A 16,346-nucleotide genomic window follows, 5' to 3' on the forward strand; every position below is an offset into this window, starting at 1 on the left:
CGCAAATAAGATTAAGCGAATTCCGCAAGCTGCGATGCCTTGCCTAATTCCCGGGCATCAATAGCAATCATTTTTTCTTCGTTAGTCGGAATAACCGCGCACAGTACCGCTGAGTTTTTCGTTGAAATAACACGCTCGCCGTCAGAATTAGGCCGCATATTTTTTTCTTCATCCAGGTCGAAACCGAATACCCGCAAATGTTGAATAACCAGACGGCGAATTAGCGCTGAGTTTTCACCAATGCCGCCGGTAAAAATTAGCCCATCGAAACTTGGTAGCGAAGTTGCGTGCCCGCCGATGGTTTTGGCAATGCGGTGCACAAACGCGTTGATAGCCAACTCCGCACGGGTATCTCCCTGCTGCCAGGCTTTTTCCAGCGTCCTTAAGTCAGAAGATATTCCTGAAAGCCCCAGCAGTCCTGACTCGGTGTTTGCTACCTGCTCAAGATCGTCCAGCGATTGCCCGGTCTGCCTTGCCAGCCACACCATCGCGCCAAAGTCGACATCGCCGCAGCGTGTCCCCATGATTAGCCCTTCCAGCGGCGTCATCCCCATCGAGGTATCAACGCTTTGCCCGTCAACAACCGCGCACACTGAAGCTCCGTTACCCAGATGAGCAATCACCAGCCCCGATGAACGCCCTTTCAGTTCAGGTTGCTCGCTTGCCTGCATGGAAACATAGCGGTGAGAGGTCCCATGGAACCCATACCGCCTGACGCCATGCTCTTTGAAATAGCGGTAAGGCAGGCCGTAGAGATAGGCTTCCGGGCGCATCGTCTGATGAAAGCTGGTATCAAATACGGCAACCTGCGGCACACCGGGGAAGCGCTGCATGGCCGAAGCCACTCCACTGAGGTTGGCATAGTTGTGCAGCGGTGCGAGAGGCGAGACCGCGCGGATTTGCTCCACGACGTCGTCCGTGAGCAATACCGACTCGCCAAAAATAGCCCCGCCGTGCGCAATGCGGTGGCCTATATAGGCCACGCTTTCGGTCAGATTACGTTTTTCTAGCTCGAGGGCGATTGCCGCCAGCGCATCCTCATAATCAGAATGCGCCAACTTCAACGGCTCGCCGCTATTAACGATAAGCCTTGCGGCTTCGGTATTTATGCCTTCGCAAATACCCGTTAAAAGTGGCTCCAGGGTTAATTCATCCAGCACGGAAAATTTAACCGAAGATGAACCGCAATTTATGGTTAATATTACCGGATATTCATTCATATTAACGTTCACTCATCCTGAGCCAATGACGATTAATTAAATAATTTTGTATACGATATTGAGGATCGTCAGTAAGCCGATCACGGTAACAAAGATATTTTCGCTTCTGCCTTTGTATTTGCTCAACGCCGGCACTTTGCGAATTGCGTACATCGGCAGCAGGCAAAGCAGAGAGGCAATAATCGGGGCGCCCATCGCTTCAATCAGGTCAAGAATATTAGGGTTGGCGTAGGCCACAACCCAGGTTGACCCCATGATAAACACCATGCTGATCAGATTAAGTTTGCCCTCGGAAATCTTCGTTTTGTCACTCTTATAGCCAAACTTCAGCACCAGACCATTCAGCCCTTCCAGGGTACCGAGATAGTGGCCGAAGAAGGATTTGAAAATGGCGACCAGGGCAATAATCGACGCGCCATATTCCAGCACCGTGGCAAAAGTAGACTTAGAACCAGACAGTGAAGAGAAGTGGTTCGCAAGATAGGAGAGCACAGGAATGTTCTGCGCTTTTGCTTCAGCCATATTCTGTGGCGACAGCGTGAACAGGCAGCTAAAGGCGAAGAACATCACCACGCCAACCATCAACATGCTGGCACGGGAGATGATTTTTGAGCACTTGTCTTCGGTATAGGCTTTGCCGAAATCCGCTTCATACTCTTCGCGCTTCGACACCACAAACGAAGAGACAATCGGCGAGAAGTTAAAGGAGAACACCATGATAGATATCCCGAGCCACACGGTCACCAGGATGCCGTCATGGCCGGTGAGTGCGATTTCACTCAGGTTCACCTGATCGACAACCGCTGAATTCCAGTAGGGAATAAGCGACAGGGAAATAATGACCAGGCTGGCGATAAACGGGAACACGAGCCAGCTCATCACCTTCACCATCAAATCCTTGCCAAAGAAGATGACAAAGGCCATCAGCATCAGCAGGAACAGGGCCACCAGCCCACGATTCAACGGCATCAGCTGGAGCTGGTTTTCCCAGAAGGTCATGAAGGTATTAGTAATGGTAACGCCGTAAATCCACAGCAGCGGGCAAATCGCAAAGAAGTAAAGGAAGGTGATAACAACTCCACCCGTTTTACCAAAATGCTCCTCGACAACTTCGGTGATATTACCCGAAGGATTGCTGCCGGAAAGACACAGTCGCGCCAGCGCACGGTGGCAGAAAAAGGCGATGGGATAGGCTAAAACCAACATAATCAGGATAGGTATCAGGCCACCATAGCCCGCGCGAATCGGGAAAAACAGCACTCCCGCACCAATGGCGGTACCGAACAGACCTAAAGTCCAGGTGGTGTCGGACTTACGCCACAGGGAGGATTCTTTTTGACCAACAAGCGTTGTTTCTACATTACTCATAATGAAGATCCTTATTTAGACCAGGCAGGCTTCCGCTGCACCAGTAATCTCAGAGACGCGAGACAAATCAATATTTCCGCCAGAAATAATACTTACGGTCTTCCGACCCTTGATGTACTGGTCTAGCTTGCCGCTTAATAATGCGGCAGACGCAAGTGCCCCGGCGCCCTCAGTGACAATTTTGTTTCTCTGAATCAGCGCGACCATACTATTTCTGATCTCTTCTTCACTAACCAAAATAATATCGGTGACTAATTTCTTAACGATTTCGAAGGTTAGCTTCCCTGGGCGAGCGACGTCACAGCCGTCAGCCAGCGTGCTGCTTGCTCGATACGCGGTAATTTCGCCAGTACGGAAAGACGAAGCCATGCCGTGGACGTTTTCTGCCTGTACGCCAATAATATTAATCGTCGGATTAATGGATTTAATAGCCACCGCAATGCCGGCAATCAGACCGCCGCCGCCAATAGGCACAATCACGTTATCGACGTCGTAAAGATCCTCAAGAATTTCCAGGCCGATAGTTCCCTGCCCGGCAATGACTTTTTCATCGTCATAAGGCGGGATAAAAATGCGTCCTTCCGTCTCAACAATTTCGCTGACCTTAGCGATGGTTTCGTTAAAATTATCGCCGTGGATAATCACTTGAGCGGAATAGTCAGTCGTGGCGGCGACTTTTGATTTAGGTGCACCTTTAGGCATCACCACTTTACCGTTAATGCCGAGCAGCGCGCACGACAGCGAAACCCCCTGGGCGTGGTTACCCGCGGAGCATGCCACCACGCCCCGGGCTCTTTCTTCTTCACTCAGCGAGCTTAGTTTATTGAACGCGCCGCGCATTTTAAACGAACCGGTACGCTGCATGTTTTCAAATTTTAAATAGATGTCGCCCTTACAGCATTCGCTAAGATAATTAGAGCGAGGCATCCCGGTTTTATACACAAATCCAGATATTCTTTTTTTCGCTTCAAGAACATCATTAATAGTAACCGGAAGTTCATTGTCGATATGCATATTAACCTCTGCATGAAAAAACGATAAGCGATATTAGAGATGGCAAATATATTTAATTTGCCGCCCTGGTTTAATTAATCATAAAAATCGAGTTGGTAAGTTTTGCTAAGCTACCACCGTTAATTTATTAAATTCATATTTGTTACGCACTGAATGCACTTTGGCTAATTCGACGAGCGTCGCCGCCGATTTTTTTATTCGGCAATTTTTTGACCATACTGCGGCATAGCGCGCGACAGGTAATTCATCCGTTAAAGGAATCTGAATAAATTCCTGAGAACCAAAGGGCGCTATCATTTCGCGGGGAATAATCGTCAGAAAACCGGCGGTCAGCACCATGTTATAGATGGTGACGACGGAGTCGGTTTTAATGATTTTTTCGCTGGTGATGTGGTTCTTTTGCAGGATAGTCAGGAGTTCGCTGTAGTAGCCCATTTCGGTTTGAGGCAACACCCACTGCTCATGGCTTAATGAGCGAAGCGCCATCGCGCCTCCGCGCGTTCGTGTTCGGCTGGCAACCAGAATAAACTCTGATTCGAACAGCGGCTCAATGTGTAAATCCTGAAGCAGCATCTCATCGCTGAGGGTACCGATGGCAAAGTCCAGTCTGCCATCTCGTATTGCCGGTAAGAAAGAACAAAGCTGCGCCTCAAACATCGAGACTTCGGCATGAGGGTACAGTTCTTTGAAGGCTTTCATCATGCCCGGCAGGAAAGTAAAGCCGATAAGCGAGGGATAACCAAACGAAACATCTACCGCTTCACTACCGATCAGGCTGCTCATTTCGTTGCACATGTTGCGCATTTCGCGGGTAATCGACTCGGCGTAACCGAGCAGCACTTTTCCTGCAACGGTGAGCTGAACACCGGTATTTTTACGAATGATAAGCTCCAGTCCGAACAGGGCTTCCATGTCGCTGATGATTTTACTGACCGCAGGTTGAGTCAAACTCAGTTGCTTCGCCGCAGAGCCAAATGAACCACTTCTTACCACTTCCTGAAATACAATCAGGTGTTGTGTTTTAGGTAATGTCGTATTATCCATAAAGCGCCATGCCTAATAAGTTGCCGATGGCGGCGATCTTACGGATTCCCCGTGAAAGGTTATGTGCGGCGACTCACAACTGCTCAACCATGATTTGTTCAATAAGCGCACTAATCCAATAAAATACAATAATAACAATGAGTTGGTATTTTACGATCTGCTATTTATATGATTAAGGTCAACCTAAATATGCTGAATAAAATAAAGTTATGGTGATAATAAATTCATATAAATGTCAGTAAGCTGTTATCAGGAGTGAAGATTCATCAATATTGGCGTTAATTCATCCAGCGCGTTCAAAATATAACGTGATATTAAAAACACCTGCAAATATTACACTTTTATTTGAATATAAAAAAACCCGCCGAAGCGGGTTTTTAGCGAAGCGAGTATTCGCTCAAATTACAGAACGTCTACCGCGTTCAGCTCTTTGAATGCCTGCTCCAGGCGAACGATCATAGAAGTCTGTGCTGCGCGCAGCCAGACGCGTGGATCGTAGTATTTTTTGTTCGGCTGGTCAGCGCCTTTCGGGTTACCCAGCTGACCCTGCAGGTAAGCTTCGTTTTCTTTGTAGTAGTTCAGGATGCCGTCCCAGGTTGCCCACTGGGTATCGGTATCGATGTTCATTTTGATTACGCCGTAGCTTACGGAGTCTTTGATTTCCTGAGCAGAAGAACCGGAACCGCCGTGGAAGACGAAGTTCAGGCTGTTGTGCGGCAGGTTATGTTTCTTAGAAACATATTCCTGAGAATCGCGCAGGATGGTTGGGGTCAGAACCACGTTACCTGGTTTGTACACGCCGTGTACGTTACCGAAGGAAGCTGCGATGGTGAAACGTGGGCTGATTTTGCTCAGTTCGGTGTAAGCGTAATCAACGTCTTCTGGCTGGGTGTACAGAGCAGAAGCGTCCATGTGGCTGTTGTCCACGCCGTCTTCTTCACCGCCGGTGCAGCCCAGTTCGATTTCCAGGGTCATGCCCAGTTTGGACATGCGAGCCAGGTATTTGGAGCTGATTTCGATGTTTTCTTCCAGAGACTCTTCGGACAGGTCAATCATGTGGGAAGAGAACAGTGGTTTACCGGTAGCGGCGAAGTGTTTTTCACCCGCGTCCAGCAGGCCATCGATCCACGGCAGCAGTTTCTTAGCACAGTGGTCAGTGTGCAGGATAACCGGCACGCCATAGTGTTCAGCCATCTGGTGTACGTGGTGTGCGCCAGAGATTGCGCCCAGGATAGCAGCACCCTGTGGAACATCAGTTTTCACGCCTTTACCAGCGATGAACGCAGCACCGCCGTTAGAGAACTGAACGATAACCGGAGATTTTACTTTCGCAGCGGTTTCCAGAACGGCGTTAATGGAGTCGGTACCGACGCAGTTAACGGCTGGCAGAGCAAAGTTGTTCTCTTTTGCTACCTGGAAGATTTTCTGTACGTCGTCGCCAGTTACAACACCTGGTTTTACGAAATCAAAAATTTTAGACATGTTGATGTGTCCTGTAGGCCTTGGAAAAATCGAATCACCGTCCTGAATCTTGCCGGGCGGCAATAAATCAACGGGCAGGTTACCCTGCCCGTAGGAATTACTTCTTAGCGCGCTCTTCGAGCATCGCTACAGCTGGCAGTACTTTGCCTTCCACGAACTCGAGGAATGCGCCGCCGCCGGTAGAGATGTAGGAAATTTTGTCTGCGATACCGAACAGGTCGATAGCGGCCAGAGTGTCGCCGCCGCCTGCGATAGAGAAGGCTTCGCTGTCTGCGATAGCACGAGCAACGATTTCGGTCCCTTTACGGAAGTTAGGGAATTCGAATACGCCAACCGGGCCGTTCCACAGAATGGTTTTCGCGTTTTTCAGGATCACAGCCAGTTTCTCAGCGGAAACGTCGCCCATGTCCAGAATCTGCTCTTCGTCTTTGATGTCGTTTACAGACTTCAGGGTTGCGGTCGCAGTTTCGGAGAACTCGGTAGCAACACGCACGTCAGTTGGTACAGGGATATCGCAACGGGTCAGCAGATCTTTAGCGGTATCAACCAGGTCAGCTTCGTACAGGGATTTACCTACGTTGTGGCCCTGGGCTGCAACGAAGGTGTTCGCGATGCCGCCACCAACAATCAGCTGGTCAGCGATTTTAGACAGGGAGTCCAGTACGGTCAGTTTGGTAGAAACTTTAGAACCACCAACGATAGCCACCATTGGGCGAGCTGGCTCTTTCAGAGCTTTGCCCAGCGCTTCCAGTTCGTCAGCCAGCAGCGGGCCTGCACAAGCCACGTCAGCAAATTTAGCGATGCCGTAGGTAGAAGCCTGAGCACGGTGAGCAGTACCGAACGCATCCATCACGAACACGTCACACAGTGCAGCGTATTTTTTGGACAGCGCTTCGTCGTCTTTTTTCTCGCCTTTGTTGAAGCGAACGTTTTCCAGAACAACCAGCTCACCGGCAGCAACTTCTACACCATCAAGGTAATCTTTTACCAGACGAACCGGGTTAGACAGTTTGTCTTTCAGGTAGTTAACTACTGGCAGCAGAGAGAATTCTTCGTTGTACTCGCCTTCGGTCGGACGACCCAGGTGAGAAGTCACCATGACTTTAGCACCCTGTTTCAGCGCCAGTTCAATGGTCGGCAGAGAAGCACGAATACGCGCATCGCTGGTCACTTTCCCGTCTTTAACCGGCACGTTCAGATCGGCACGGATGAAGACGCGTTTGCCCGCCAGATCCAGATCGGTCATCTTAATTACAGACATGGTGAATCCTCTCGTTGATTCTTAAAGTTTTGCAGACGCAACGTGCGCCTTACCTGAAATCCATTGAGCCATAACCAACGTGGTGTCGAGCATCCTGTTGGCAAAGCCCCATTCGTTATCACACCAGACTAGAGTTTTAATCAGATGTTGCCCACTGACCCGCGTTTGCGTGCCGTCGACGATTGCACTGTGCGGATCGTGGTTAAAATCAGTAGAGACCAACGGTAATTCCGTATAGTCAACTATACCATGAAATGCTTCCTGTGCCGCTTTTTGCAGCAAGTGGTTGACTTCACATGCATTTACTGAATTTCTGACCGTCACGCTTAAATCAATGGCCGTTACGTTTATCGTGGGCACGCGTACCGCGATCGCCTCAAAACGGTCATTAAATTGTGGGAAAATACGCGTGATCCCGGCCGCAAGACGCGTATCCACCGGAATGATCGACTGACTCGCCGCGCGGGTGCGTCGCAAATCAGGGTGGTAAGCGTCAATCACCTGCTGATCGTGCATGGCCGAGTGGATGGTAGTGACCGTCCCGGACTCAATGCCAAACGCTTCATCCAGCAGTTTAATGATTGGAATAATACAGTTTGTAGTGCAGGAGGCATTGGAAACGATACGGTGGCTGTCTTCGACCAGCTCATGGTTCACGCCGTAGACGACGGTCGCATCGAGGTCGTTACCGCCGGGGTGCGAGAACAAGACTTTCTTCGCCCCTGCCGCGAGGTGAGCTTCACCGTCAGCGCGGGAGCCGAACACGCCGGTGCAGTCCAGCACGATATCAACGCCCAGTTCGGCCCATGGCAACGCCTCAATGGTCGGTTCGTGCAGTAGGCGGATGCTGTCATCGCCCACAAACAGGACATCACGCTCCTGACGAACATCCCAGGCAAAGCGGCCGTGGCTGGTATCGTACTTCAACAGATGCGCGATACCCGCAGCGTCTGCCAGTTCGTTGATTGCTACCACGGTAATTTCCGCACGGCGACCAGATTCGTACAAAGCACGTACCACGTTGCGCCCAATGCGACCGAAGCCATTAATAGCGATGCGTACGGTCATATCTCTCCTGCCAGAATCCCTGGGATTTAGTGGCTGACAGAGTAATCCAGCAACCGCCTGAGGGGAATCCTCGCACTCATGAAACTGCACTTGTTTGCTTAATTGTCGAACATTTATTCGACTGAAACGCTTCAGCTATGTTAAGCGAAAGCGGGAATAAAAGGAACGATACCCCAACATGCTCCGCTCAACTTCTGACGTACATCACAGTTTTGGTGGAATAACTGCAACTGAGCGCCGCAGTGGTGGAATAAAGAACAGGGTAGAAGTGGAATAATCGGCATAAAAAAGGGCCGCCGAAGCGACCCTGATAATTAGCGAGGCGGATTACAGAATCGCTTTAGCCTGTTTCACCACGTTTTCTACGGTGAAGCCAAACTCTTCGAACAGCAGTTCCGCTGGCGCAGACTCACCGAAGGTGGTCATGCCGACGATAGCGCCGTTCAGGCCAACGTATTTGTACCAGTAGTCTGCGATGCCAGCTTCGACAGCCACGCGAGCAGAAACGGCTTTCGGCAGCACGGATTCACGGTAAGCCGCATCCTGCTTGTCGAACGCGTCGGTAGACGGCATGGACACTACGCGCGCTTTCACGCCTTCGGCAGTCAGTTTGTCCCATGCGGCAACCGCCAGCTCAACTTCAGAGCCGGTAGCGATGAAGATAAGCTCTGGCTGACCGGCGCAATCCTTCAGCACGTAGCCACCGCGAGCGATGTCTTTCAGCTGCTGCTCGGTACGATCCTGCTGAGCCAGGTTCTGGCGGGAAAGGATCAGCGCGGTCGGGCCGTCGTGACGCTCAACGCCGTACTTCCACGCTACTGCAGACTCAACCTGGTCACATGGGCGCCAGGTGCTCATGTTCGGGGTTACGCGCAGGGAAGCAACCTGCTCAACCGGCTGGTGAGTTGGGCCATCTTCGCCCAGGCCGATGGAGTCGTGGGTGTATACCATCACCTGACGCTGTTTCATCAGCGCAGCCATACGCACCGCGTTGCGGGCATATTCTACGAACATCAGGAAGGTAGAGGTGTACGGCAGGAAGCCACCGTGCAGGGAGATACCGTTGGCGATAGCGGTCATACCGAATTCGCGCACGCCGTAGTGGATGTAGTTCCCGGCGGTATCTTCGTTGATCGCTTTAGAACCGGACCACAGGGTCAGGTTAGAAGGCGCCAGGTCAGCGGAGCCGCCCAGGAATTCCGGCAGCAGCGGGCCAAACGCTTCGATAGCGTTCTGGGATGCTTTACGGCTGGCGATCTTGGATGGGTTAGCCTGCAGCTTAGCGATGAATTCGTTCGCTTTCGCGTCGAAGTCAGAAGGCATTTCGCCTTTCACGCGGCGAGTAAACTCCGCGGCTTCCTGCGGGAAGGCTTTCGCGTAAGCAGCGAACTTCTCGTTCCATGCGGCTTCTTTAGCCTGACCAGCTTCTTTCGCATCCCACTGAGCGTAGATATCAGAAGGGATTTCGAACGGCGCGTGGTTCCAGCCCAGCGCTTCGCGGGTCAGTGCGATTTCTGCATCACCCAGCGGTGCGCCATGAGAATCGTGGGTACCGGCTTTGTTAGGGGAACCGAAACCGATGATGGTTTTGCACATCAGCAGGGATGGTTTGTCGGTTACCGCACGCGCTTCTTCTACTGCACGTTTGATAGCCGCTGCATCGTGGCCGTCTACGCCGCGCACTACGTGCCAGCCGTAGGCTTCAAAGCGTTTTGCGGTATCGTCGGTGAACCAGCCTTCAACGTGACCGTCGATGGAGATGCCGTTGTCGTCATAGAACGCAACCAGTTTACCCAGTTTCAGGGTACCAGCCAGAGAGCAAACCTCGTGAGAGATGCCTTCCATCATGCAGCCGTCACCCATGAATGCATAGGTGAAGTGGTCCACGATGTCGTGGCCAGGACGGTTAAACTGCGCCGCCAGCGTTTTCTCTGCGATAGCCATACCGACTGCGTTCGCAATACCCTGCCCCAGTGGGCCAGTCGTGGTTTCAACACCGGCGGTGTAGCCCACTTCCGGGTGGCCCGGAGTCTGAGAGTGCAGCTGACGGAAGTTTTTCAGCTGTTCAATCGGCAGATCATAACCGCTGAGGTGCAGCAGGCTGTAAATCAGCATAGAACCGTGGCCGTTGGACAGCACGAAGCGGTCGCGGTCAGCCCAGGACGGGTTCTGTGGGTTATGGTTCAGGAAATCACGCCACAGGACTTCGGCAATGTCGGCCATGCCCATAGGGGCACCCGGGTGACCGGATTTGGCTTTTTGTACTGCGTCCATGCTGAGCGCACGAATAGCATTGGCAAGCTCTTTACGAGAGGACATTTTGACTCCAGATCGGATGGTTGAAGGTCGCGCCTTGACTACGATGCGTTATGGGCTACGCCCGAAAATGTGACAACAATGTACACCAGGGGAATGGTCATGTACATGCGGCGTGCCGTTGACAGGGTAAGAAATCTCTGGATAACGCTCGCAAGTTGCGCAACCTGATGCGCAGGCCATTTATTCTTCTTTATACTGAGTCTGGAGCCGCCTCGCCTGCGGTAAATCCGATTCTGTTTTTACCTATTATAAAGAAAGGAAAATGGCCATGAAGATGCGCCCAATATTGTTGAGTCTGAGCGTCGCAGCCCTGCTGAGCGGCTGCCAGGGAATGGATTCCAACGGGCTATTGACCTCTGGAGCCGAAGCTTTTCAGGCCTACACTTTAAGCGACGCGCAGGTGAAAACCCTGAGCGATGACGCCTGTAAGCAACAGGACAGCAAAGCCACGATAGCCCCGGCAGACAGCCCTTACACTCAGCGGCTGAACAAAATTGCCTCCGCGCTGGGCGATAACATCAACGGCCTGCCGGTCAATTACAAAGTTTATGTGACCAAAGACGTCAACGCTTTCGCCATGGCGAACGGCTGTATCCGCGTTTACAGCGGCCTGATGGACATGATGGACGACAACGAAGTTGAAGCGGTGATTGGCCATGAAATGGGGCACGTCGCGCTGGGCCACGTGAAAAAAGGCATGCAGGTCGCGCTCGGGGCTAACGCCGCCCGCGTTGCAGCGGCATCCGCAGGCGGCGTGATTGGCAATCTGTCGCAGTCTCAGCTTGGGGATTTAGGCGAAAAGCTGGTGAACGCTCAGTTCTCCCAGCGCCAGGAATCCGAAGCGGACGACTACTCTTACGATCTGTTGCGCAAACGCGGCATCAACCCGACCGGCCTTGCCACCAGCTTCGAGAAACTGGCTAAGCTCGACGAAGGCCGTCAAAGCTCCATGCTGGACGACCACCCGGCGTCTGCAGCGCGTGCCCAGCACATCCGCGACCGCATGGCGGCGGACGGGATTAAGTAATTATCAAAAAATTTGCGCACCCCATGGTGCGCAAAACTTAGTCCACCAGCGACTTCACGATATCCATCAAGCGAACCACATCTTCCGGCCTGGTGTTGCCCGTCTGCGGGTCAATAATTGACGTGTAAACGTGCGGCATAACACGCAACATTCCGGCTTCCAGACAGGTTTGCAAAATAATGCCAAAGTTATCCAGATCAATACCGCCAGTCGGTTCAATCAGCGTCATACCGTTGCGCGCCGCCGCCTCTGCCAGGGCATAGAGTTCAGGCAACGATTTCTCACCTCCCATCGGGAAGAACTTCGCGGCATGCGCGCCGGCATCCAGCATCATGCGTACGGCAGCATCACTGGAAACGCGAGCTGGCGTGCCTTGACTGCTGCTAACGCCGGTAGAGATAAGCACCTCGCCTGCTATTCCGGTTGGGCTGACCAAAGCGTTAATGTGCGTTTTTTCCCCGCACGTTGCCGCCAGCGCACCCGCTGCAAACCCACACCCGGTGAAGGTCTGGTTGACGTGAGCAGGATGCACTTTAGAGGCAATCATCGCTGCTTTATAAAATTGCGCCGGGTCACCGGCCCCCAGTCCAACAGAAATTGACGGCACCTCGGCCATCCAGCGCTGAATCTCATTGATCCCATCCTCAACGGAATCAAACTGGGCGGAAAGCACGCCAATGACCGCATGGCCTTCGGCGGCCTCGTAGATTTCCCGGGCATTGGCGATATCTTTCGCCAGCACGTTAATCGCCACACGCTGACGATAAAAATTAATCTGCTGCATGGTCTGCAATCTCCTGTAGTCGCGCGACGATGAGCGCCATTTCCCCTTCAGCCACCGTTCTGGGATCAAGACTAAAAACCCCCTGATGCAGGTTATAGCGGCGGGCATAAATAGCGATATCGCCCTCGCGCAGCCGGGATTCAACCTCCCGCGCATCTAGCCCCAGTTCCTGGGCATTCACCCGGATACGTACACGCCAGATGGCGCGTCCAGCCTCGTCCTGTTCTATATCAGCGCTCAGCCCGCGAATGGCGGAAATAGCCTCAACCGTCGGCTGCAGCTGCTCCGCGGTGACAATGGCCTGCCCCTGGTGATAGTTCTCCAGGGCATACACCAGCCCGACCATATTCTCTTTGCCAATTTTCATCGCCCTGGCAATACCGTGATGCTGCGCCTTACAGGCGGTAATCCACTGTTTTTTGCCGGTGATAAAACCAGAGGTCGGCGCATTAAAAGCTTTTGCCCCACTGTAAATAACCATATCCGCGCCGCTTGCCACCCAGGCCTGTAAATCTTCCTCGGCAGCGGCATCAACAATCAGTGGCAGGTTGTGGCGCTGCGCCACCTGTACGAAATCCTCAATGCTCAGCATTCCTTTCTGCACGCAGTGATGTGACTTTACGTACAGCAGCGCAGCGCTGTTTTCAGTCACCGCACTCTCAAGCTGCCAGCAAGCGGCCAGATTACTGGAGCCAACCTCCACCACTCGCCCACCGCCCAGGCGAATCGCACTGGTGACTGGCGCGCCATAGTCGACGTTATGCCCACGCAGCATTATCACCTCATTGGCCATGCCCGAACTCTCTGGCATTAACGTCACACACGCCGGGTCACCACGGGTAATCGCTGCGGCCACGGCAATCGCAATTCCTGCCGAAGCACAGGATGTAGCGTAGCTGTCTTCCGCGCCGGTATAGCGGGAGATAAGTTCTCCCGTTCTGTCCACTAGCCGGTCAATCTCCACAAAAGCCGAGGCCGCCTTCGCCGTGGCTTGCATCACGTCGGGGGAAACGCTGGAAACCCCCAGAATCGTCATTTTCCCACAGGCGTTTATCACCTGTTTTAAACCCAGCTGTTGATAGATGTTCTGTGTCATGGCTTACAACACTCCCAACAGCGAACAGACCACGCTCAACGCCACAATCGACAGCAGAATAGTGGTATAACGCGGGCCTTTCTTCACCAGGTAGAAGTAGATCGCAAACACCGCGGCCAGCGGCAACAGGCCGGGAGCAATAGAATCCAGGATCTGCTGCACCACCACTTCAGACCCTTTCAGCGCGCTGATTTTGAGCGGTGTGGTTATCTTGACGTAGCTTGCCGAGAGCGCCCCCATCATGATCAGGCCCAGCACGTTAGCGCCGTAGATAAGCTCTTTGATACGCCCCCCTTGTAACAGGCCGATGATCGAGTCACGCCCCAGGGTGTAGCCTTTGTGGACCATGCCGTAGCTGATCGCCAGCGTAATTGCCGGGTAGAGGATCAGCGGAATAATGCCGCCCATTGCGCTGCCGTTGGCGGCAAACGGGATAAAGATAGCGATCAGCAGCGGCATCACTGCCGCCCAAATAATGGAGTCCCCCATCCCGGCCAGCGGCCCCATCAGACCGGTTTTAATCCCGGTGATCGACGCATCACTTATCGGCTCCCCGCGCGTTTTTTGTTCCTCCATGGCGATCGAGATCCCCTGGATAACCGCGCCAAAAGTCTGCTCTGAGTTGAAGAAGTTCAGATGGCGTTTTAACGCTTCCACCTGCTCTTCTTTTTGCGGATAGAGCTTTTTGATAATCGGCGTCATCGAGGCGCAAAAGATCAGGCTCTGCAGGCGCTCATACGAGCTGGACACTTCGGCGCCAAGCCAGTAGATAAACCACGCTTTGGTGATATCGGCTTTGGTCAGTGCGCCGCTTTCGCGCGCGCGTTCAACCAGCTCATGCTGCATTACATCAGTGCTCATCATGCTGCTCCTTCATTTTTTGCCAGGCCTTTAATCAGGAAGGCCACACAGGTGCCGAAGATTGCCATCGCCATAATGTCCACCTTGAGATACAGCACCGCGAAGAATCCGCCGATAAACCACGGCAGCAGGCTCTTTTTACCAATCACCATAATGGTGATGGCGAAGCCCAGCGCAGGCAGGATCCCGCCCATAATTTCAAAGGAGTGGGTTAACCAGTGCGGCATCAGCTTAAGGAAGCTTTCCACCACGTTCTGACCAAAGTAGTTAGCGGCAAACACCACCGGGAAGCGCAGCACCAGCCCGAGTAACGCCGGGTAAAGGAAAGCACAGCGCATAATGCCTGCCATATTGGCCGTTTCAGCGTGCTTGTCGGCCATGTGTACCCACGCGGCGTTGAGCGTGCGGCGTAGCTGATCGAGGAACACGCCAATCACGCCGAAGGGGATCGCCAACGCAATGGCCAGGTTTGGGTCCATGCCCGCTTTAACGGCAATCGGAATGGAAATACAGGCTGCCAGGGCAGGATCTGACGGAACGTTACCCCCGGGTGTCGACGTCACGCCAAGATAGACGAGCTGCATACCGGCGCCGATGATCATCGCCGTTTGCATATTACCGAGCAGCAAACCGACAAAGACGGCAATCACTACGGGCTGGAGCAACATGGCGGAGAAGGTGTAGCCAAGGCGTAAACGGGCAAACCAGTAATACAACCCCATCAGGCTTGCAAAGACTAATGTATCCATAATTATTTACCCTATTATCAAAGGATTAGAATTTTTTCAGGATATCGTCCAGCGACTGCGGCTTATCTTCCGGGATGGTCTGGAAAATGGCCTTAATCCCACGATTTTTCAGATCGTTAAGAATGCCGACGTCCTTCTCATCAAGCGTGATGTTCTGGAAAACCGCTTTACGATTTGGCCCACCACCCAGCCCGCCAACCTGAATATCCGTCACGTCAAAACCTTGCTCCACCGCGTCCTGAATCGCCGCCAGTGACGGGAACAGCACCAGCACGTTGCCCTCCCCCAGTTGGTTTTCTTTCCACGATGCGGCAAAACTTTGGTTGCTGTAGCAGTCCACTTTGATGCTTGGCGGCGCGGCCATCAGGTAGATATTTTTCATAAACGGATCCGCATCCAGCTCATCGCTGACCACCGCAATCCTGTTGGCCTGAGACTGGCCCACCCATTTCGTCACCACCTGTCCATGAATAAGGCGACTATCGATGCGACATAAAACGATCTTTGCCATGATATTTTTCCTTTATTTTGTTTGTTGTAACTGACGAACGTGGGCCACGACATCGAGACAGCTGCTGCGACCGGCCTCGACCACCTCGGCCACGCAGGCGGTGAGTAAACCGTGCTCGCGCCGGTCCAGAGCTTCCAGCAATAAAGAGGCGTTCAGGCCAGAAATCACCGCTATCGGATAATCAGCACTCAGGCGTGCCGCCACGTTAGAGGTTGTGCCGCCGACAAAATCGGTAAGGATTAGCGAGCCTTCAGGCAACGTTTTCACCACCGCTTCAACGCGTTGATAAAAATCACCCAGCGTGTCGACTGGCATCAGCGCGATTTCTGTCACGCCTTCAATTTCGCCCATCACCATGCGCAGGCTGTTGCAAAGCTGCTGCCCCCAACCGCCGTGCGTTAACAGCAGGATCTGGGGCAAGGATTCAGTGGTAGTCAAAGTGGCCTCCTGGCTCGATTACGTTTACGTACGTAGAGAGAGCAAAGGATGTGCCAGAGTTTGTGTCACGCGGGGAGTAAGAAAGGCCTGGCGGAGCGCAGTGC

15 protein-coding genes are annotated in these 16,346 nt (G+C 52.7%); 1 reads left to right on the plus strand and 14 read right to left on the minus strand.

Annotated features, from left to right (window positions below):
* Positions 1–11 precede the first annotated feature (11 nt).
* From tdcD to tkt, 8 genes are all read right to left on the minus strand, one after another.
* The gene (tdcD, locus tag LH23_RS01750) at positions 12–1,220 is read right to left on the minus strand and encodes a propionate kinase (RefSeq protein WP_039287565.1); all 1,209 of its coding nucleotides are present in this window, start codon (positions 1,218–1,220) and stop codon (positions 12–14) included.
* A 36-nt stretch (positions 1,221–1,256) separates the two neighbouring features.
* A complete protein-coding gene (tdcC, locus tag LH23_RS01755; RefSeq protein ID WP_039287569.1) occupies positions 1,257–2,588 on the minus strand; it encodes a threonine/serine transporter TdcC in 1,332 nt (443 codons plus the stop codon).
* 15 nt (positions 2,589–2,603) lie between these two features.
* The gene (gene tdcB / locus LH23_RS01760) at positions 2,604–3,602 is read right to left on the minus strand and encodes a bifunctional threonine ammonia-lyase/L-serine ammonia-lyase TdcB (protein WP_039287573.1); all 999 of its coding nucleotides are present in this window, start codon (positions 3,600–3,602) and stop codon (positions 2,604–2,606) included.
* Between the two features lie 105 nt (positions 3,603–3,707).
* Entirely contained in the window at positions 3,708–4,646 is a 939-nt protein-coding gene (tdcA, locus tag LH23_RS01765) for a transcriptional regulator TdcA (protein ID WP_039287576.1), read from the minus strand.
* 402 nt (positions 4,647–5,048) lie between these two features.
* Positions 5,049–6,128, minus strand: coding sequence for a class II fructose-bisphosphate aldolase (gene fbaA, locus LH23_RS01770; protein ID WP_008461574.1), 1,080 nt, complete (start codon positions 6,126–6,128; stop codon positions 5,049–5,051).
* 97 nt (positions 6,129–6,225) lie between these two features.
* Positions 6,226–7,389, minus strand: coding sequence for a phosphoglycerate kinase (pgk, locus tag LH23_RS01775; protein WP_039287581.1), 1,164 nt, complete (start codon positions 7,387–7,389; stop codon positions 6,226–6,228).
* A gap of 21 nt (positions 7,390–7,410) precedes the next feature.
* The gene (epd, locus tag LH23_RS01780; protein ID WP_039287584.1) at positions 7,411–8,457 is read right to left on the minus strand and encodes an erythrose-4-phosphate dehydrogenase; all 1,047 of its coding nucleotides are present in this window, start codon (positions 8,455–8,457) and stop codon (positions 7,411–7,413) included.
* 327 nt (positions 8,458–8,784) lie between these two features.
* Positions 8,785–10,776: a transketolase gene (gene tkt, locus LH23_RS01785; protein ID WP_039287587.1), complete on the minus strand. Its 1,992-nt coding sequence runs from the start codon at positions 10,774–10,776 to the stop codon at positions 8,785–8,787.
* Positions 10,777–11,044: 268 nt separating this feature from the next.
* Between tkt and LH23_RS01790 the strand changes: the two genes are divergently transcribed.
* Positions 11,045–11,803 (plus strand): M48 family metallopeptidase, encoded by a 759-nt coding sequence (locus tag LH23_RS01790; RefSeq protein ID WP_008461569.1) that lies wholly within the window; start codon positions 11,045–11,047, stop codon positions 11,801–11,803.
* A gap of 37 nt (positions 11,804–11,840) precedes the next feature.
* Here LH23_RS01790 and dagF read toward each other — a convergent pair whose 3' ends face one another.
* From dagF to LH23_RS01820, 6 genes are read right to left on the minus strand one after another with little or no spacing between them, the layout of a single operon-like run.
* On the minus strand, positions 11,841–12,587 hold the full coding sequence (gene dagF / locus LH23_RS01795; RefSeq protein ID WP_039287591.1) for a 2-dehydro-3-deoxy-phosphogluconate aldolase: 747 nt from the start codon (positions 12,585–12,587) through the stop codon (positions 11,841–11,843).
* Complete coding sequence (gene dgaE / locus LH23_RS01800) at positions 12,574–13,683, minus strand: D-glucosaminate-6-phosphate ammonia lyase (protein WP_039287595.1); 1,110 nt, start codon at positions 13,681–13,683, stop codon at positions 12,574–12,576. Before dgaE ends, dagF begins: the two co-directional genes overlap by 14 nt.
* A 3-nt stretch (positions 13,684–13,686) precedes the next feature.
* Positions 13,687–14,547, minus strand: a complete 861-nt coding sequence (locus tag LH23_RS01805) for a PTS system mannose/fructose/sorbose family transporter subunit IID (RefSeq protein ID WP_172744592.1) — start codon at positions 14,545–14,547, stop codon at positions 13,687–13,689.
* Entirely contained in the window at positions 14,544–15,293 is a 750-nt protein-coding gene (locus LH23_RS01810; RefSeq protein WP_039287601.1) for a PTS mannose/fructose/sorbose/N-acetylgalactosamine transporter subunit IIC, read from the minus strand. Before LH23_RS01810 ends, LH23_RS01805 begins: the two co-directional genes overlap by 4 nt.
* A gap of 25 nt (positions 15,294–15,318) precedes the next feature.
* A complete protein-coding gene (locus tag LH23_RS01815) occupies positions 15,319–15,804 on the minus strand; it encodes a PTS system mannose/fructose/N-acetylgalactosamine-transporter subunit IIB (protein ID WP_039287603.1) in 486 nt (161 codons plus the stop codon).
* Between the two features lie 12 nt (positions 15,805–15,816).
* Complete coding sequence (locus LH23_RS01820) at positions 15,817–16,242, minus strand: PTS sugar transporter subunit IIA (protein ID WP_039287606.1); 426 nt, start codon at positions 16,240–16,242, stop codon at positions 15,817–15,819.
* Positions 16,243–16,346: the final 104 nt, after the last annotated feature.

Origin of the sequence: Cedecea neteri (assembly GCF_000758305.1) — a bacterium.
In the GTDB taxonomy this organism is placed as follows: Bacteria; Pseudomonadota; Gammaproteobacteria; order Enterobacterales; family Enterobacteriaceae; genus Cedecea; species Cedecea neteri_C.